Source organism: Sphingomonas sp. SDUR79 (genome assembly GCF_056821745.1).
Genome location: NZ_JBPDIN010000001.1, coordinates 3,781,102 through 3,799,908, shown reverse-complemented (window position 1 = coordinate 3,799,908; position 18,807 = coordinate 3,781,102). Strand labels below are relative to the sequence as shown.

Here is an 18,807-nt window from a genome sequence, read left to right as displayed (position 1 = left end):
TCATGTCCGCCCAGCCGCATCTTGCCAGCCCGCCGGCCCGCTGCCCGGTCGATCATGCGCGCGATGACCGCAAGTCCGCAAGCGCGGCGCGCGGCGGTCTGCTCAAGGCGCCGGTGGTGTCCGGATATGACGCAGTGCGCGCGGTGCTGCGCGACACCAATGGCCGTCAGGCGGGCTTCAAGGCCGAGGTGATCGGCAAATATCGCGGCCAGGCGCGCCCCCCGATCCTGTTCCTGCATGGCGAAGCGCACCGCCGCCAGCGCAGTGGCACCGCGCGTTTCTTCACCCCGCGCGTGGTCGAGACGCGCTATCGCGAATTGATGGAGCGGACCAGCGACGCGCTGATCGCGCGGCTGGTCAAGGATGGCGGCGGCGATCTCGACCGGCTGTCACTGGAAATGGCGGTTGCCGTGGCGGCCGAGATTGTCGGTCTGACTGAAAGCGACATCGACGGCATGAGCCGCCGTCTCGATTCCTTCTTCAGCACCGCCTTCCAGACCGGGCGTGGCAAGTTCGCCGAGGTGATGAGCTTCCTGCTCGGCCAGTGGCGCATGCGGCGCTTCTACGCGATGGACGTGAAGCCCGCGATCGCCGCGCGCCGCGCCGCGCCGCGTGAGGACGTGATCTCGCACCTGCTGAGCGAGGGCTATACCCCGCTCGACATCCTCACCGAATGCTTCACTTATGGCGCGGCGGGGATGGTGACGACGCGCGAGTTCATCACCATGGCCGGCTGGCATTTGCTCGAGCGGCCCGAACTGCGCGCGCAGTTCCTTGCCGCCGATGCCGATGGGCAGATTGCTATCCTCGAGGAAATCCTGCGGCTCGAACCCGTCGTCGGCACGCTGTACCGCCATGTCGAGGGCGGCACGGTCGCGCTCGATATCCGCTCGGCCAATGGCGATGCGGCGGCGGTCGGCACCTGCCCGCACGCGCTCGACCCGGAGCGCGAGCGCGCGCCACGCGTCACCGGCCCGGGACTCGCATTCGGTGACGGCGAGCATCGCTGCCCGGGCGCGGGCGTGGCGCTGCATGAATCCGCCGTCTTCCTCGACCGGCTGCTGCGCGTCCCCGGCCTGAAGCTGGAGCGCGCGCCCGATGTCGGCTGGAACCCGCTGGTCGCGGGGTACGAACTGCGCAACTGCCGCCTCGTTATCGACCCCACCTAGGAACCGCTGCGCAGCGCCCCGATCAGCGTGACCATGTGATCGATATAGGTGCCGGTCGAAATCCCGATCGGGCCATCCTTGACGTCGAACGGTGAGGTGTCGCTGCTGTCGCCGACATTGGTCGATCGGAAGTCACCCGCCGCGACTTCCTTCGATCCCGGACCGCGATAGGGGTGGCTGATCGCCTTGAGCTGTGTCGGCCACCAGCCCTCTTCATTCAGCGAGGCAACCAGTTCCGCCGCGCTCTTGCCGCCCGCAACATTCATGTCCGACCCCGGCTCGACCGCCGCGACCCAATAGGGTGACAGCGGCTGGCGGCCCTTGAGCAATGGCGAATCCTTGGACACCGGCCCACCGGGGATTGCGCGCAGTTTCTCATATTCGCGCCGCAGCTTCGGCACATCGACCGAGCGGCGCGGATTGTAATGGCCGATCGTGTGCGCGGGGTCGTGATCGACATAATATTCGCCGTTGACCACGTTCGACCCACGCCGATGCACCCAGAGCGGCTTGTTGGTACCGATCTCGACAAAGGTCGGGAAATGCCGGTTCCCCACGCGCAATTCCTCGGGCAGCCGGACGCTGTCGAGCCAGTCGAGCGCGGCCGGGATCGGCGCGAGATATTTGGCGTTTCCGGTCAGGCGGTAGAATTCCATCAAGTCTTCGACGTTCGACGCAGTGGTATGCGTGACCAGCGCCTCGGGCTCATAGGTCCGCGCGCCCGCCGGCGAGAAATCCGCGCGATGCTGCAACCCCCAGCCGGCCTGCGGCGCGGGCTGCTGGGTCTTCAGATAAATGTCCATCGCCTTCTCGATCGCCGGCAGCACGCGCGGATCGCCGATCGCCTGGTGATAGGTCAGCAGCACGTCGATATTGTCGTGGATCACGCCGTCGTTGAAGGTGATCAGCCCGGTATAATCGGGTTTGCCGTGCAGCCCGCCGTCGCGCACCCGCGGCCAGCGCTGCGGCCATCCCCCATTGTCGAGCTGGCTCGCGAAGATGAAGTTGATCGCCTTGTCGAGCCCGCGCTTGAACCGCTGCTCGCGCTTTTCGACATAGAGGCGGATCAGGAAGCGGATCGCCTCCCCCGTCCCCTGATCGTCGAAGGTGGCGTTGCCCCAATGGTGCTGGAATTCCTCCATGCGCCAGGCATTCTTGCCGATCGTCTCGTACCAGCGCTTGGTCGAGGCCGGACCGCCAAAATCGATGAAATAGCCCCAGCCGCCGGTCGGCAGCTGTCCGTCGATCAGCGCCTGCGCTGCCTTGGCGGCCGCCTGATAATAATAATCGTCACCGGTCGCGTGATAGGCGTCGAGGTACAGATGCCCCATCGTCGCGGTGCCGGGCGGCTGCACCCACACCATCGTCTTATATGCTTCGATCTCGCCCCAGACGCGCGAGCGATCGGGCAGGTACGACCAGAGATACCCCCCGCGATAGGCAAGCTTTTCGACCATGAACCGCGTCGCGCGCTTCATCGTTGCGGCGATCTGCGCGCTCGACGGTGCCTGCGCACGCGCCATGGCAGGGGTGAGCATCAATGCGGCGGACGCGGCGAGCAGCTGGCGGCGGGCAATCATTTACGCGGTACTCCTTCAAGCGGATAGGCGATAATCAGCACCAGCGGCTTGTCGCCGATCTGGCGAATGCCGACCTGCGCGCCGGTGTAGAGATAGGCGGTCATCCCGGGCTTCAGCCGCGCGGTCGTGCCGTCGGAGCTGACCTCGCCCTCGCCGGAGACGACCGCATAGACCTCGTCATGGTCGATCGGATGCACGCCAATCGCCGCACCCTTGTGCAGCGCGCGCTTGCGATATTCCATCATCCGGCCGGGCACGCCATCGGTGATGCGCCAGGCGGTGCTCATGCCGATGCGGCCATGCGGCGGCGGCTCCGCAACGCGCTTGGCACTCTCGTCGATCACCACCATCGGTCGCGCACCGCGCTTTGCCGCCCAGTCGATCCCGCCCATGACATGATCGACCACGCGCGGATCGCTCCATGCTGCCTTGGTGTGGCCCAGCCCTGTGTAGAAGACCTGCCCGCCCTCGAAGCGATGCGCCCAGGCCACCGGACGCGGATTGACGCCCTTCTCCCCGATCGAGCCCGGGTCGAGCGTCAGCAATGGCCGCAGCCGCGGATCGAGATCGTCGAACCAATACCATTCGTCCACGAGCTCGGCGGTGTCGGGAAAGCTGCGGATCGACGGGTGGTCGAGCGGTGCGCGGGCAACCAGGCCCTTCGGCGTCCCCGCCGGATGCCGGGCAAAGCGCGCGCCCATCATCCGTCCATACCAGTCCCAATGGTAATGCGAGTCCGCCGCGCCATGCACGCCAACGATCCCGCCGCCGCCGCGCACATAAGCGACCAGATTGTCGCGCCGTACGCCGGTGAACCACTCGCTCGCCGGGTCTTTCGGCTTGGTCGTGGTCGACAGCAGCACGATTGCGGCAAAGCGCTTCACCCGCGCCGCATCGTCGAACAGCGCCGGGTCGTCGCTCGCCACCACATGATAGCCCTTGGCCCGCGCCGCCCTGGTCAGCGCCACAACCGCCGGCTCGATCGAGTCATGCCGCCAACCGGTCGTGTGGCTGAACAGCAAGACTTCGGGCGGTGGCGGGGGCAGCGACGCGCCGCCAAGCAGGATCGCTGCCAGCAGCGTCAGGATCGCCCGCATGTCACACTCCTCAACTCGCGCGCCGCCTGGCCCTCAGGTCCCAGCCAGTTCGTTCAGATAATCCTCGACGTTGCTATAGCCGTTGCCGTCGCGGTCGCCCGCGGAATCGTCGCGCTTCGGATCGAGCCCCTTCTGACTCTCCCACGTATCGGGCATGCCGTCGCCATCGCTGTCCTGTGACGCGGTGCCGCTGCGCAGTGTCGGCCAGCCGCCGACGTCGCGCTGGCTGTCGATCTGCTTGCCGGTGCGGCTGCGCACGCCCGCGACCACCGCCGTATCGACGCTGTCACGGCTGCGCGAAGCCCCCGCGCGTGCCAGCACCGCCGCCTCGACGCTCGCCGCGCCGGCACAACCGACCTTGGGCATCTCGAGCGGAGCCGACAGCTTCTGCGCCGGATCGGTGATCCCGCTGACCAGCGACCACGGGTCGGCGGGGACCACCCCGTCCATCGCATTGTCGGCGAAGAAGGATTTGGCGACCGGATTGCCCTCGTTGAAGGCAATCGCCTTGGTCGATTGCGGCCCGCGCAGATAGGCATTGCCGACGAAATTATACCGCGACAGGCTGTCCTTGTCGGCATTGTAGCCCGACCGCCCACCGCCCCAATTGTAGAAGACATTGCAGCGGAAATCGAAGAACGCGCCCTCGGGATCGCTCGCCGCCGGGGCATAATTGCCCGGGCGTGGCATCCGTGCGCTGTGATTGGCCCACAGATTATGGTGAAAGCTCGCCCGCGCCCCGCGCCCGCCGCGCACCAGGCTGCCATAGCCATGCTCGCCCTTGGCGTGGAGCGATCGGGTCAGCGAATCCGCGATGATCGACCATTGTACGGTGACATCGTACCAGCCCTCGCCCGGCTCGGCATAATTGCCCGACACCGACAGCGTCTCGTCCACCGACCAGCTCGCCGAGACATGGTCGAGGATGATCCGCCGCCCCGCACGGATCCAGATCGCGTCCGCCTCGGTCTTCGATTCATCGCCGAGGCGCGACCGGATGAAGCGGATCACCACATCGTCGGCCTGCACCACCAGCGGATGATCGCGTAGCGTAATGCCGTCGCCCGGGGCACTCTGCCCCGCAATCGTCACCCGCCCCTCGCGCACCGTCAGCGGCTTGGCAAGTTGGATCGTGCCCGATACCGCGAACACGATGATGCGGGGCCCCTTGGCCTCGACCGCCGCGCGCAGGCTGCCCGGACCCGTGTCCGCCAGCGTGGTGACGGTCAGCACCTTGCCACCGCGCCCGCCGAGCGCAGTCGCGCCCGCACCTTCCGCCCCGGGAAAGGCGGGGAGCGGCGTTGCCGCCCCCGCAGACATCAGCAGCAGCGTGCCCAGCATCAGAAGTTCGCGCGCACGCCAACGGTCACGATGCGACCGGTGCTGGCATAGACGCTCGACACCGGGTTGGCCTGATACATGGTGCGATACTGGGTCGTGTTGGTCAGGTTGCGTCCCTCGACCGACAGGCTGATCGCCTTGGTCAGCTTGTAGGACATCGAGAAGTCGAGGTTGAACGTATCCTCGTTATAGCCGAAGTCCGCGACCACCGGCGAGTTGCACACGCCCCCGCCATTGGTCGTGGTGCCGACCGCGCAGGTGCCCGACGACAGCGGGAAGCGGTTGACATATTCCTTGCGATACGCCCCCGAAACGCGCGCCTTGAGCGGGCCATGCTCATAATAAAGCGTCGCGTTGAACGAATGCGGCGAGGTGTTGAGGAAGGGCGCACTGGCGAAACTGTTGACCGCGGTCGATCCGGTCTGCCCCTGCGTCGTCGAAAGCGCGGTCCCGGTCAGATAGCTGAGTTCGGACTTGATATAGGTATAGTTCGCCGTGACGCCGAACCGCTGCAGGAAGCCCGGCAGGAAGAAGAAATTCGACTGAACGTTGAATTCCAGCCCCTGAATCTTGCCGCCCGGCGCGTCGTCAAACTGGCGCACCGCGAACACGCCACCGTCGCGGATATATTGCGCCAGCGTCGGGCTGGTCACATTGACGAGGATCTGGTCGATGATCGCCTGTTCATACACGTCCTGCAGCGCGAATTCGCCCGCCACCTGCTGCGGAAAGGAGTTGATATCCTTCTGGAACAGCGCCAGGCCGACAAAGCCGTTGGTCCCCCAATAATATTCGAAGCTGAGATCGAGATTGGTCGAGCGGAACGGGCTCAAATACGGGTTGCCGACCGTGATCGACGGCGCCGCACCCCCGGAATTGAGACCGGTCGGGAACGAGGTCGTGCCCGGGGTCAGCGCCGAAAGCTGGGGGCGCGACATCGTCTTGGCCGCGGCGAAGCGGATCTGGAACCTGTCACTGACTTCATAGGTCAGGTTACCCGCCGGCAGCACGTCGGTATATTCATTGCGCGCGGTGACAACCGTGCCGACCACGCCATTGCCGGCTCCGCCGACCGACCCCGTGCCGTCAACCCGAGTATTGGCAACGCGCACGCCGACATTGCCGCGCAGACGGCGATCCATGACGTCGAGGTCGAAGTCCATCTGGGCAAAGCCCGCCATGTCGCGCTCGCGCACCGCGTTGCGCTCGCGCCCGTCGGTCTGCGCGCGATAGTCGCCCCATTTGTTGATGCAGTTGCAGTCGATCGAGAAGTAATTGCGGAAGGCGTCGAGATTGGGCGCGTAAAAGCTCGTCGGCGTCCCCGCGGGCACATTCAGACCCTGACCAAATCCGACCAGCTGGCCGAGCTGGGTGATCTGCAGCCCCGCTTCTACCAGGGTCGGATTGATCGCTTCGATTCCCGAGTTGCGGCGGCCGCCCAGACTGTCGAAATCGAACGTCTTGTACGTGCCACCGAAGCGCAGCGTGAACTGCTCGGACAGGTCCAGTTCGAAATTGGCGCGGCCGACGCGGAATTCGTTATTCACCTCATTGGTGAAGTAGCGGATCGTCGACAAGCCTTTGACCAGTGTCCACTGGGTAGGGTCGGCGACGTTGAAGCCGGGGTTGAACACCGGCATCCGCCCGCCAGCGCGCTCGTCAAAGACATAGCCGTCCCGGTCGATCGCGTTGAATTCGACCAGCATGCCCTCGGCATTGAATTCGGACTTCGACCAACCACCGGTGACGGCGACGCGGAAATTGTCGCTGAACTCATGGTTCACGTTCAGCGTCGCCTGCTTGAAGTCGGTCTGGCCGAACTGCGCGTCGGCAAAGCTGCGCCAATCGACATTGTCGAGCACCAGATAATCGGCCTGGCCCGCAGCGTTGACGTTCGCGGCGCGGATCTGCGTCCCCGGACGGCCAAGCAGTTCGTCATAATAGGCGATGCTGTTGGCATTGGGGATATAGCCCGGCGAGACGGTCGCGTTGTAATAGTCGAACGGATCGAGATTGAACGGATTGAAGCTCGCGCGCGTCCCCGCGACGAGCGTGTTGCCGTACAGCGCCTGACCGCAATCGAGCGAAGCGCTGGCGTCGCAGCGCGCATAGAGCGCGCGGCGGTCGGCAAGGCCGTTGGCGGTATTGAGCGCACGCAGTGTATTCTGTGCGGCGCGGGTGTTGGTGCCGTTGCGGTTCAGGCCGATCGTGGTGATGCCCTGCGAATTCGAATCCTGACGGTAGCGCGAATAGACGAAGTCGCCGATCACCTCGGTGCGCGACGTCGGCTGCCACTGGGCGGTAAAGGTGACGCCCAGCCGATCATATTGCAGATCCTGTCGCCCGATCGAGGGCAGCGCCGGAATGATCGTTTCCGGCGTGACCAGCGCATAGGCGGCAGGGTCAGAGCCGAAGGTCGCGCCCGTCCCGGTGCCGGTCGGGCGGGCAAAGCCGAACACGTTGGGCGACACGCCGGCATGCTGCGAATTGCGATAGGCGAATTCGAACTGGCCGGGGTTACGACGGTAGGAATCGATTTGCTGGCGCTGGTCCTGGTAGGCGACGGTGCCGAGGATGCCGAAATTGTCGGTCAGCCGCTTCGAGAAGAGGGCGGTCAGCCGCGGGTTCCAGGTATCGCCATTTTCGCGATACTCGGCCTCTGCCCCCATCGCGATGCGGTCGCCCTTGTACGCAAGCGGGCGGCCCGTGATCAGGTCGATGATCGCGCCGAGCGACCCTTCCTCATTCGCGGCCGTGACCGACTTGGTGATCTTGACCCCGCTGAACAGCTCGGACGCAAAGGTGTTGAAATCGAACCCGCGCGACCGGTTCGCGCCCGCGTCGGACTGGTTGCCGCCCGAGATGTTCTGCGCATCGGCGCCGTTGAGGAATACGCTCTGGAAATCGCCGCCAAGACCGCGCACCGTGATCGATCGGCCTTCGCCATTGTCGCGGTCGATCGACACGCCTGGCAGGCGCTGGATCGATTCGGCGATGTTGGCGTCGGGGAAGTCGGCAATGTCCTCGGCGGTGATCGAATCGACGATCTGGTCGGCCTTGCGCTTGTCGCTCAGCGCGTTGGCCAGGCTGGCGCGGAAACCGGTGACCACGACCTCCTCGCTGTCGGCATCGGACTGACCCTCCGTCGGCGCCTGCTGCGCCCAGGCTGGACCCGCCGCGACGAGCGACAGGGCAAGCGCCAGCCCCGAGCTGGAACGACGTGCAAATTGAAGCTGACGAACGGCCATGGAATCCCCTCTCTGATGTCGCATCGCGAGCCTGTTGCCGGCTCGTCTCATGACACCGGTATCAGGCAGGTTCGGCTTTTTCAATCTCAAACGGGATGCGTAATGACTTTTAGGGCTAAAATGCTGGGCATCTGCCCGGCTGCTGTCCGGCCCCGTCGCGCCGTGCAGCACCCCGAGTACCGAATTTTCACCGGCTTGACACTCGCACCGGAATGGCAGAGAAACGCGATGACACCGGTTTCTCAAGCGTGAAATCGGTGTTCGACCGTGAGAACACGGCGAATTTGGAGAGGATCAGGCCGAACGGACGCGAAACGCGACACGGCTCTCTCTCCGCACAGACATCCGGCCTCGTGCGAAACGCCAGGCCTATTGCAGCTACCGGTGTCATCGACGCCGTTTGAGAGGGGAATATCAATGCGGTTCACTGTTCGCCGTGGCGGAGCGCGCCTGCTGGCAGCCACTTCCGCCCTAGTCATCGCCACCGCCGCCCAGGCGCAGGACGCACCGGCCGAACCCGCCGCAGGTGAGGACGAGGAAATCGTCGTCACCGGCTTCCGCGCCTCGCTCGACGCCGCGCTCAACGTGAAGCGGGAATCGGTCGCCGCGGTCGACGCGATCGTGGCCGAGGATATCGCGAAGTTCCCCGATCAGAACCTCGCCGAATCGCTCCAGCGCATTCCCGGCATCTCGATCCAGCGCGACGGCGGCGAAGGGCGCGCGATCACCGTGCGCGGCCTCGGCTCGCAGTTCACCCGCGTCCGCGTGAACGGGCTCGAGACCATCACCACCAGCCATGACGGCGCGTCATCGAACCGCGACCGCGCGTTCGACTTCAACGTCTTCGCGTCGGAGCTGTTCAGCTCGATCGTGGTGCACAAGACCGCGTCCGCCGACCTCGACGAAGGCTCGCTCGGTGCGGTAGTCGATCTCAACACCGGCAATCCCTTGAAAGGCAAGGACGGCTTCACCTTCGCCGCGTCGGCGCAGGGCAGCTATAACGACTTGGCGGAAACCTGGGGTCCGCGCTTTGCCGGCCTGATCGGCTGGAAGTCGCCTGACGGCACGCTCGGCGCATCGATCTCCGCCGCCTATCAGAAGACCACGACCAAGGAGATCGGCAACAACACCGTCCGCTGGGCCCAGGCGCGCTTCGATTCGGTCGACGGCACCAACTGCTTCACCACCGCCAACAGCGGCGGCACCTATGTCCCGAGCACGGCCTGCGACCGCGCGGCGACGTCGTTCCACCCGCGCATCCCGCGCTATGGCGAAATCACCCATGATCGCGAGCGGCTGGGCCTGACCGGTAGCATCCAATGGGCCCCCAGCGACGCGACCACGGTGTCGATCGACGCGCTCTATTCGAACTTCAAGGCCGACCGCCGCGAGAAATGGGGCGAAGTGCTGCTGCGCTCCAACGAGCGTTCGATCAACGTCCTCAATCCGGTCTATGACAGCAACAATAACATGATCGCCGCGACGCTGAACGACGCGTGGGTGCGGACCGAGCATTTCCTGAAGCAGACCGAAACCGAATTCTACCAGATCGGCGCGAGCTGGGACCAGGACGTGACGGACAATTTCCGTTTCACGCTGATCGGCGGCTATTCGCGCTCGAACGCCGATGTGCCGGTCGAAACCACGATCGTGTTCGATGATCGCGATGCACAGGGCTACAGCTACGACTATCGCAACATGCAGTTCCCGACGCTGACCTTCGGGACCAGCGTCACCACCCCGGGCAATTTCCAGCTCGCGGAAATTCGCGATCGCCCGTCGAACGTGCTCAATCAGTTCCGCAATGCGCAGCTGCGCACCGAATGGGACGTGACCGAGAATTTCACGGTCAAGGCGGGCGCGGTCTGGCGGCGCTATAATTTCGATATCGTTGCCTTTACCCGCGACACGGCGGTGTGCGGCAATGGCGGCGTCGATCGCGTGCTCGGCACCCTGACCTGCTCGCCGACCAGCCTGTTCGGCCCCACGGCGGTCTACGGCTTCCCGGTGACCAGCGCCTTGTCGGAATTGTTCACGCTGACCGGTGCCAATGCGCCGTCCGGCACGACCACCGAATGGCTGATCCCCAATCTCGAAGCGGCGGCGGCCTATACCAACCTGTACGGCCGGACGGCGAACCTCGACGTGGGCAATAATCGCGGCGTCGTCGAGGAGACGACGGGCGGCTATCTCCAGTTCGATGCCAAGGGTGCAATGTTCGGGCTCGACTACGCCCTGAACGCGGGCATCCGCTACGTCCGGACCGACCAGTCATCCTATGGGATCAACAGCGGCGTCGTCGTGACGGTCGAGCGCGATTATGAGGATTGGCTGCCCTCGTTCAACCTTGCCCTTTATCCGTCGAACGACATCATCATTCGCGGCGCAATCGCCAAGGTGATGACGCGCCCCTCGCTCGGCAACCTGACGCCGGGTGGTTCCGCCGATGGCTTCAACTACCGCGTCACCAGCGGCAACCCGTTCCTGCTGCCGTTCCGTGCGACGAATTTCGACCTCGCGTTTGAATGGTATTTCGCGCCGCAGTCGATCTTCTCGGTCGCGCTGTTCAAGAAGGATGTGGCGAGCTTCCCGGTCTCAATCTCTCGCACCGGTACCTTCACCGAAACCGGCCTGTCGCCCTCGGTGCTCGTCCCGTCCTCGCCAGCTGCGCTCAACCCGGCGCAGCAGGGGCTGCCGATCTGGACGATCGCTACCACCGGCAACGGCACCGGCGCGTCGCTGGAGGGTGTGGAAATTGCGCTGCAGGCGCCGTTCAAGTTCCTGCCCGGGTTCCTGTCCAACTTCGGCGGTATCGTGAACGCGACCTTCGTCGACAGCTCGGCAACCTATACCCAGCAGGGCCCGGCAACGACGCCCGGCGGATCGCTGCCCTCGGTTTCGATCGAGAACACGCTCTACGGCCTGTCCAAGAAGCAGTATAACGCGACCCTCTATTATGAGGACAGCAAGTTCAGCGCGCGCGCATCGGTCAGCTATCGCGATGGCTTCACCGATGCCGGTTCGGGCACCGGCAACGTGTTCGAGGGTTATTCGGCAATCACCAATGTCGATGCCTCGGTCCGTTACAAGCTGACCGACTATCTCGAACTGTCGGTCGAGGGCACCAACCTGACCGACGCCTATCGTGAGCGCTGGACCGACATCACCGCGCGTCGCAATTACGAAAGCAACCATTTCGGCCGCACGATCCTGGTGGGCGCGCGGATCAAGATGTGACCGAGAGAGGGGGCATGGCGGATCGGAATGGGGTTCCCCTTCGGCCCGACCGCCGTGCATTTCTCGTAACCGCCGGGGCGGGGGTGGCGCTGATTGCGTCCGCCACCGCTCATGGCCAGACTGCACCGCCGGCCACCGGAACGCCGGGGCCGGCGGGGCTTCCCGATCCGACCGAGACGATCGACCTGTGGCCCAAGGGCGCGCCGGGCCTGCCCGCCACACCCCCGGTCGAAACCGTCACCGAACGCAGCACCGACCGCGACCTCTCCGACCGCGCGGTGCTCGGCATCACCCGCCCACGCATGGTCGTGTTTCGTCCGCATCGCCCCAATGGCGCGGCGGTGATGATCACGCCTGGCGGCGGCTATCGCCATATCGTCATCGATAAAGAGGGCTATGAGCTCGGCCGCTGGCTGTCAGCGCGCGGCTTTACCGTCTTCGTCCTCTTTTACCGCCTTCCGGGCGAAGGCTGGGCCGCCGGGCCGAACGTGGCGCTTGCCGATGCGCAGCGCGCGGTGCGCCTGATCCGCCACCGCGCGCGCGACTATGGCATCGACCCGCAGCGTGTCGCGGCGATGGGCTTTTCCGCCGGCGGGCATCTGTGTGCCGATCTGCTCACCCGCTTCGACGCGCGCGTGTACGACCCCGTCGACGCCGCTGACCGCCACAGTGCCCGGCCCGACGCCGCCGCGCCGATCTATCCCGTCATCACCATGACCGCCCCGCACGCCCATGCCGGATCGCGCAACTTGCTGATCGGGGCCGGTGCGGATGCAGTGCGGGAGGCAGCGCATTCGCCCGACCGCAACGTCCCCGCCAACGCCCCGCCGGTGTTCCTGCTCCATGCCGAGGACGACAGCGTCGTCCCGGTGGAGAACGCCCTGCTGCTCCGCGCGGCGCTGCGGGCGAAGGGCATTCCGGTCGAAACCCATCTCTTCGCCCATGGCGGCCACGGCTTTGGCCTGCGCAAGACCCTGGGCAAACCCGTCGCAGTCTGGCCCGAGCTGTTCCTCGCCTGGGCCACCGGCCTGCTCGTCTAAATTACAAGGGAAGTACCCATGCGGATCAACCGCCGCGACCTGATCGGCGCAGCTTCGGCCGGAAGCGCCATCACCCTGGTCCCACCCGCTATGGCAGGAACGCGCCGCCAGCCACCCGTCCCCGACTGGAAGCGCGGCTTCGACAACCAGCGCATCCCCGATCTGGGCGACGGTCGCTTCCTCAACCCGCTGATGGCGGGCGATCATCCCGATCCGACGATCCTCAAGGACGGGAAGGACTATTACATGACCTTCTCGACCTTCGATTCCTATCCGGGCCTCGTCATCTGGCACTCGCGCGACCTGATCAACTGGCAGCCGGTCGGCGCGGCGCTGACCAGGAATATCGGTTCGGTGTGGGCGCCGGAGCTGTGCAAGCATAATGGCCGCTATTTCCTCTACATTCCGACCAAGGGGCCGAACACCAGCTGGGTGATCTGGGCCGACAGGATCGAGGGGCCGTGGAGCGAGCCCGTAGACCTCAAGCTGCCCAACCATATCGACCCCGGCCATGCGGTCGGCGAGGACGGGTCGCGCTGGCTGTTCCTGTCCGGCGGCGACCGCGTCCGCCTGTCCGACGACGGCCTCAGCCGCATCGGCGAGCCCGAGCATGTCTATGACCCGTGGCGCTATCCCAAGGACTGGATCGTCGAGGGTTTCGCGCCGGAGGGGCCGAAGATCACCCGCCATAAGGGCTGGTTCTACATGATCACTGCTGTCGGCGGGACTGCGGGTCCGCCGACCGGCCATATGGTCATCGCCGCACGCTCACGCTCGATCCACGGCCCATGGGAGAATTGCCCCGCCAACCCGCTGGTCCGCACCACGTCCTTGCAGGAAAAATGGTGGTCGCGCGGCCATGCGACCTTGGTCGAGGGGCCAGGCGGGGACTGGTGGAGCGTCTATCACGGTTATGAAAATGGCTATTGGACACTCGGGCGACAGGCATTGCTCGATCCGATCGAATGGACCGATGACGGCTGGTTCCGCATGAAGGGCGGCGACCTGTCGCAGCCAATAGCCAAGCCCAAGGGCGGCACCACGAGCGGCCCGCATGGCATGAAGCTATCGGACGATTTTTCGACGCTGGATATCGGGCCGAAGTGGAATTTCTTCCGCCCCGCCCCCGATGAGCGCAGCCGCGCGCGCATCGCAAACAATGTCCTCCACCTCGACGCGCGCGGCACCGCGCCGTCCAGCTCCTCGCCGCTGCTGCTGATCGCGGGCGATCCCGCCTATCGCTTCGAATGCGATATCGAGATCGCACCGGGCGGCACCGCCGGCCTCATCCTGTTCTACGACGACAAGCTCTATTGCGGCCTCGGCTTCGACGAAAAGCGCTTCGTCACGCACCAGTACGGCATCGAACGCGGCCGCCCCGCCAACCCGTATGGCCGAAAAATGCGGATGCGGGTGACCAACGACCGCCACATCGTCACCTATGACACAAGCGACGATGGCGGAAAGACCTGGCACCGCTTCGACCGCGGCATGGAGGTGTCGGGATACCACCACAATGTCCGCGGCGGCTTCCTGATGCTGCGGCCGGGCCTTTATTCGGCCGGGGCCGGCACCGCGAAATTCGCCAATTTCCGGTTCGAAGCGCTGGGCTGAGCCTTTTTCGGCTTTGCGGCCCGCTCCCCCAAACCGCAGAGCTATTCGTCGACGATCGGGCCGGTGGGGGTGATCTCCGCCTCGATCGCCATCCGCACCACCTCGGCCAGCGTCCGTACGCCCAGCTTGACCATCAGGTTCGCGCGATAGCTCTCGACCGTGCGGAAGGACAGGTCGAGCCGCCGCGCGGTCATTTTGGCAGACTGGCCCAGCATCATGCCATAGACGACCTCCAGCTCGCGCGGGGTCAGCGGTGCGAACCGCTCACGCGCGGCGGCCAGCTTTTCGCGGCTCGCGGCGACGGTCATCCTGCGCACCTGCGCAATTTCGATACATGCCTTCAGCGTGTCGAGCTCGACCGGCTTTTCGACGAAATCGACGACGCCGGTCCGCAATGCGGCGACCGCCGTCGCGATGCTGCCGGTGCCGGTCAGCATCACCACGACATGGCGGCTCGTGCGGTCGACCAGCGCGGTATGCACCTGCATCCCGTTCATGCCCGGCATGGTCAGGTCGAGCACGACACAGCCGGGAGCCAGATCGCCCTCAACTTCCAGAAACGCCTCGCCGCTGGAAAACCCCTGCACCGCATAGCCCGCTTCCTCGAGCGCGTCGGCCAGCTCATGGCGCAGGTCGGTATCGTCATCCACCAGATAAACGGGGTCGGCGGCGGGTTCGGTCATGTGAGCCTCCACGGATGCGACAGCGGAAAGGTCAGGGTCAGAGTCGCCCCCACCGCGTCCTGATTGTTCGAAAGATGGATGGTGCCGCCAATTTCATCGACGATCTGGCGGCAGATGAACAGGCCAAGGCCAGTGCCCTTGCCCGCCGGCTTCGACGTGCTGAAGGCATCGAATGGGGAATCTGCCAGATCATCGACCAGCCCGGTGCCATCGTCGCGGATCGCAACGGCGACATGATGGGCAGTCTTGGAAATGTCGATGCGGATCGAGCCGGCGGCCATTTGCTCCGCGCGCGCCTGCTCGATCGCATCGGCGGCATTTTGCAGGGCATTGACGATGATCTGTTCGATCCCGATGCGCGGCAGCATCATCGGCTCGACCCGCGGCCCGGGGACGATGGTCAGGTCGATCCCGCGATTTTGCAGCACCGGGCGCATGAAGCGCGCAGCATCGTGAACCGCCTGAACCAGATCGGTCGGCTCGCGGTCGCCGCGCTCTTCGCGGGCATAGGCCGATGTCCGCTCAATGATCGCCGACGCGCGCGCCACCTGCTCCAGAATACGCGTGAACTTCTCCCGCGCGCGGTCATAGGCCGGCGGGTCGCGCCGCAGCATCGTCGCGCCATTCTCGGCCGCAAGCGAGATGGTGAACAAGGGTTGCCGCAACTCGTGGCTGAGCGCCGATGCCATGCCGCCCAGCTCGATCAGCCGGGCATTATGCAGCATCTTGGTCTGCATCGCCTGCGCCGCGCGCAACCGAACGAGGCAGCCATACCGCCACTCCCCCGTGTCCGCGTCATAGTCGTGCGCCAGCAACAGGAACCAGTGCTGGCTGTCAGACCCGGCGAGGCGCAGTTCGGCCATGATGTCGTTCGTTCCGCGCAGCGAGATCAGCGCACTGCGGTCCGCCGGATTGAACGGCATCACCCGCTGGCAGGCTCCCGCCCCCGGCGTCAGCTCGAGATAGCGGAGCGCATCGTCCTCGATCCGCAGGCCGCTGACCAGCCGCAGGTCGATGGCGTTGCGCAGCTCGTCCACCGTCCGCGCCAGCCGCTCGCGCTCTTCATCTGCATCCAGATAATCATCGGTGGCCTGGCGCAGCATGTTCAGCACGGCATTCGATTCGATGAACGGCGCCTCGTCGCGCGGCAAGCGCTGGCGCGCGGCAAAGCCGTGCACCGCCGCATCCCATAGGCGCATCGACCGCCCCAGCGCACGGCGAAATCCGAACAGGACCAGCTCGACCAGGACCATATAGGCCATCAGCGGCAACAGGCCGGTGAAGATCTCCCCAAAGCTTTCCAGCACCAGCGCGCGGGGCGAGACCAGCACGCTCATATCGCCATAGCGTCCGGCGATGACACAGACCCGCAGCCAGTAGATAAAGGTGTTCCGATCGTCCGGCCCGCCCTGATCACCACGATCGGTCCGGGTGCATCCCAGCCGCTTTGCCCCAGCCGCGACCTCGCTGGTCGGAACGACGATGAGCGGGAGCTCGACCGCCGACCCGGCGACCCGGATGTGCGGCGGCAACGGTGTATTGGGGGAGGCTGCGCGGGTATCGGTCACCACCGTGTGGATCTGATCCTCCACGATGGTCAGCCGGTCGCGAACATTGGTCAGATTGCCGATCAGGAACAGCGTGGCGGCGCCCGACACCGCCACCGAAACCACGGCATTGAGCGACAATTGCAGCGACACTGTCCGCGCCCGCTCCAGCCCCAGTCCCGACGCGCGGCGGACGATCAACAGGGTGACGATATCGGCGATCCCGGCCAGCGTCACCTCGCACAGGATCTTGCGGAGCAGCACGACTGCGGTGATCTCCATCGGACTGTTCAGGCTGAACCGGAACAAGAGGATCGCGACCGCACTGCCAAAGATCAGCTGGTAGAACAGGGTGACGGTCGAAAAACTGATCTGTCGCGGCCGCGACCAGGCAACGGCCAGTAGATGGCCGACTGCCAGCATCACCGAATAGCCATGTCCCCACCACAGGATCGACGGCGCCATCGTCAGCACCGCCGTAACCAGTCCCCAGCGCAACCCGAACCAGCGATAGGCGACCAGATAAAAGAGCGGCCCCAGATAGAATTCAAATCCCGGCGCGACGACGAACCGGCTGCTCGACAGCCACACCGCGCCGGCCAGCGCGACCAGCCACAGCGCGACCGCCGCAACCCGTGCAGGTGGGATCATGGCGACGGAGCGCGGCAGTGCAATCATCGTGCCTCCTCCGCGACGCCGTGCGCGCCGATGCCATCGATGATCAACGCGGTCGCCATCGCCTCCCCCTAGCGCAAGACCGCTATCCTATCGGTAAACGCGCCACATGCGATTCCCGTAAGAATACGGGCAGATTGAAATTGCGCAGCCGCGCCTGTCCGATGCAAGAAGCGCCCGACAGGAGCTACACGATGACCTTCGACATCAGCCGCCGCACCTTCGCTGCGGGCCTTGCCGCAAGCGCCTTTGCCGGGCTTGCGCGCGTGCCCGCCATCGCCGCGGCCCCAACCGCGCCCGGCTATGGCCCGCTGCGCACCGACCCGGCCGGGCTGCTCGATCTGCCGCAAGGATTCAGTTACCGCGTGATCTCCCAGCTCGGCGACGCGATGGATGACGGCTTCGTCGTCGGCGACCGCGCCGATGGCATGGGCTGTTTCGCGATCGACCGCCGCCGCGTCGCACTGGTCCGCAACCATGAGTTGCAGGTGAAGCACCAGAAGACCGGCCCGTTTCAGCGCGGCGACGCGACGCAGATCGCCGCCTATGACCGCGACAATGAAGGCCGCCCGCTGCCCGGCGGGACCAGCACGCTGATCTACAACCTCGCCACCGGGCGGGTCGAGCGTCAGCATCTCAGCCTCGCCGGCACGATCCGCAATTGCGCGGGCGGCACCACCCCATGGGGCAGCTGGCTGACGTGCGAGGAGGACATGACCCGCGCAGGCAAAAGCGTGGGCAAGGATCATGGCTGGATCTTCGAAGTGCCGGCGCGCGCCCGCGGGCTGGTCGATCCCGTCCCGCTCACCGCGATGGGCCGCTTCAACCATGAGGCTGCTGCCGTCGATCCGCGCACCGGCATCGTCTATCTGACCGAGGATCGCGAGGACGGGCTGTTCTACCGCTTCCTCCCCGACCGCCCCGGCCAGCTCGCGCGCGGCGGGCGGTTGCAGGCACTCGGCCTGCGCGACCGGCCCGAGGGCGGCGACACGTCGAACAAGGGCCGCCGCGACATCAGCGTCGGCGCGTGGAAGGCCGCACGCTGGATCGACCTGACCGGCACCGACGCGCCCGACGACGATCTGCGCCTGCGCGGGCACAAGGCGGGCGCGGCCCGCTTCGCGCGCGGCGAAGGCATCCATTGGGGCGATGGGGAGGCCTATTTCACCTGCACATCGGGCGGGGCCAAGGCGCTCGGCCAGGTGATGCGCTACCGCCCCTCCCCGCGCGAAGGCCAGCCGGGCGAAACCGATGCGCCGGGCATGGTGCAGCTGTTCGTCGAATCCACCGATCCGCAGATGTTCAACTATGGCGACAATCTCACCGTCGGTCCCAACGGCCATCTGATCGTGTGCGAAGATCAATATACCGATGTCGTCGACAATTATCTGCGCGGGGTGACCCCGGACGGCGCGCTCTACCCCGTCGCGCGCTGCCGCGTGCAGACCGAGCTGGCGGGTGCGTGCTTCTCGCCGGATGGGTCGACGCTGTTCGTCAACCTCTATAGCCCAACCAAGACGCTGGCGATCACCGGGCCGTGGCGCAGCGCGGTTGCGTAAGCGCTATTGCCGCTGTG

The 18,807-nt window shown here is 65.6% G+C and carries 11 protein-coding genes and 1 pseudogene; 5 read left to right on the top strand and 7 right to left on the bottom strand.

From position 1 onward, the window contains the following. Window positions 1-2 precede the first annotated feature (2 nt). Window positions 3-1,169, top strand: a complete 1,167-nt coding sequence (locus tag ACRYLO_RS18650) for a cytochrome P450 (protein WP_482661544.1) — start codon at window positions 3-5, stop codon at window positions 1,167-1,169. Here ACRYLO_RS18650 and ACRYLO_RS18645 read toward each other — a convergent pair. The 5 genes and pseudogenes from ACRYLO_RS18645 to ACRYLO_RS18625 form a co-directional block, all read right to left on the bottom strand. Then, window positions 1,166-2,749, bottom strand: a complete 1,584-nt coding sequence (locus tag ACRYLO_RS18645; RefSeq protein ID WP_482661543.1) for a pectate lyase — start codon at window positions 2,747-2,749, stop codon at window positions 1,166-1,168. The genes ACRYLO_RS18650 and ACRYLO_RS18645 overlap by 4 nt on opposite strands. Further along, window positions 2,746-3,141, bottom strand: coding sequence for a cupin domain-containing protein (locus ACRYLO_RS18640; RefSeq protein WP_482661780.1), 396 nt, complete (start codon window positions 3,139-3,141; stop codon window positions 2,746-2,748). Before ACRYLO_RS18640 ends, ACRYLO_RS18645 begins: the two co-directional genes overlap by 4 nt. After that, window positions 3,133-3,846, bottom strand: a pseudogene (locus ACRYLO_RS18635) (ThuA domain-containing protein); the annotation flags it as partial. The gene ACRYLO_RS18640 and the pseudogene ACRYLO_RS18635, both read right to left, overlap by 9 nt. 33 nt (window positions 3,847-3,879) lie before the next feature. Beyond that, a complete protein-coding gene (locus ACRYLO_RS18630) occupies window positions 3,880-5,187 on the bottom strand; it encodes a pectate lyase family protein (RefSeq protein ID WP_482661542.1) in 1,308 nt (435 codons plus the stop codon). Next, window positions 5,187-8,435, bottom strand: coding sequence for a TonB-dependent receptor (locus ACRYLO_RS18625; protein ID WP_482661541.1), 3,249 nt, complete (start codon window positions 8,433-8,435; stop codon window positions 5,187-5,189). The genes ACRYLO_RS18630 and ACRYLO_RS18625 overlap by 1 nt, the downstream gene beginning before the upstream one ends. A 417-nt stretch (window positions 8,436-8,852) precedes the next feature. Here ACRYLO_RS18625 and ACRYLO_RS18620 point away from each other — a divergent pair, with 417 nt between their 5' ends. Genes ACRYLO_RS18620 through ACRYLO_RS18610 form a run of 3 tightly spaced genes read left to right on the top strand, consistent with a single transcriptional unit; the run spans window position 8,853 to window position 14,326 of the window. Beyond that, a complete protein-coding gene (locus ACRYLO_RS18620) occupies window positions 8,853-11,672 on the top strand; it encodes a TonB-dependent receptor (RefSeq protein ID WP_482661540.1) in 2,820 nt (939 codons plus the stop codon). A 14-nt stretch (window positions 11,673-11,686) separates the two neighbouring features. Further along, a complete protein-coding gene (locus ACRYLO_RS18615) occupies window positions 11,687-12,712 on the top strand; it encodes an alpha/beta hydrolase (protein WP_482661539.1) in 1,026 nt (341 codons plus the stop codon). An 18-nt stretch (window positions 12,713-12,730) separates the two neighbouring features. Then, a complete protein-coding gene (locus tag ACRYLO_RS18610; protein ID WP_482661538.1) occupies window positions 12,731-14,326 on the top strand; it encodes a family 43 glycosylhydrolase in 1,596 nt (531 codons plus the stop codon). Between the two features lie 41 nt (window positions 14,327-14,367). Here ACRYLO_RS18610 and ACRYLO_RS18605 read toward each other — a convergent pair whose 3' ends face one another. Together ACRYLO_RS18605 and ACRYLO_RS18600 are read right to left on the bottom strand one after the other, a co-directional pair. Continuing rightward, the gene (locus ACRYLO_RS18605) at window positions 14,368-15,009 is read right to left on the bottom strand and encodes a response regulator transcription factor (protein WP_482661537.1); all 642 of its coding nucleotides are present in this window, start codon (window positions 15,007-15,009) and stop codon (window positions 14,368-14,370) included. Beyond that, window positions 15,006-17,207, bottom strand: coding sequence for a sensor histidine kinase (locus tag ACRYLO_RS18600; protein ID WP_482661536.1), 2,202 nt, complete (start codon window positions 17,205-17,207; stop codon window positions 15,006-15,008). The genes ACRYLO_RS18605 and ACRYLO_RS18600 overlap by 4 nt, the downstream gene beginning before the upstream one ends. A gap of 218 nt (window positions 17,208-17,425) precedes the next feature. On the opposite strand from ACRYLO_RS18600, the gene ACRYLO_RS18595 reads away from it, so the two are divergent. Further along, window positions 17,426-18,790 (top strand): alkaline phosphatase PhoX, encoded by a 1,365-nt coding sequence (locus tag ACRYLO_RS18595; protein ID WP_482661535.1) that lies wholly within the window; start codon window positions 17,426-17,428, stop codon window positions 18,788-18,790. The last annotated feature ends 17 nt before the right edge of the window (window positions 18,791-18,807 follow it).

Excerpts from the sequence above, each read along its gene's own strand:
- ACRYLO_RS18650 (WP_482661544.1), top strand. The coding sequence starts at position 3 with ATGTCCGCCCAGCCGCATCTTGCCAGCCCGCCGGCCCGCTGCCCGGTC.
- ACRYLO_RS18645 (WP_482661543.1), bottom strand. The coding sequence starts at position 2,749 with ATGATTGCCCGCCGCCAGCTGCTCGCCGCGTCCGCCGCATTGATGCTC.
- ACRYLO_RS18640 (WP_482661780.1), bottom strand. The coding sequence starts at position 3,141 with ATGGGCGGGATCGACTGGGCGGCAAAGCGCGGTGCGCGACCGATGGTG.
- ACRYLO_RS18630 (WP_482661542.1), bottom strand. The coding sequence starts at position 5,187 with ATGCTGGGCACGCTGCTGCTGATGTCTGCGGGGGCGGCAACGCCGCTC.
- ACRYLO_RS18625 (WP_482661541.1), bottom strand. The coding sequence starts at position 8,435 with ATGGCCGTTCGTCAGCTTCAATTTGCACGTCGTTCCAGCTCGGGGCTG.
- ACRYLO_RS18620 (WP_482661540.1), top strand. The coding sequence starts at position 8,853 with ATGCGGTTCACTGTTCGCCGTGGCGGAGCGCGCCTGCTGGCAGCCACT.
- ACRYLO_RS18615 (WP_482661539.1), top strand. The coding sequence starts at position 11,687 with ATGGCGGATCGGAATGGGGTTCCCCTTCGGCCCGACCGCCGTGCATTT.
- ACRYLO_RS18610 (WP_482661538.1), top strand. The coding sequence starts at position 12,731 with ATGCGGATCAACCGCCGCGACCTGATCGGCGCAGCTTCGGCCGGAAGC.
- ACRYLO_RS18605 (WP_482661537.1), bottom strand. The coding sequence starts at position 15,009 with ATGACCGAACCCGCCGCCGACCCCGTTTATCTGGTGGATGACGATACC.
- ACRYLO_RS18600 (WP_482661536.1), bottom strand. The coding sequence starts at position 17,207 with ATGATCCCACCTGCACGGGTTGCGGCGGTCGCGCTGTGGCTGGTCGCG.
- ACRYLO_RS18595 (WP_482661535.1), top strand. The coding sequence starts at position 17,426 with ATGACCTTCGACATCAGCCGCCGCACCTTCGCTGCGGGCCTTGCCGCA.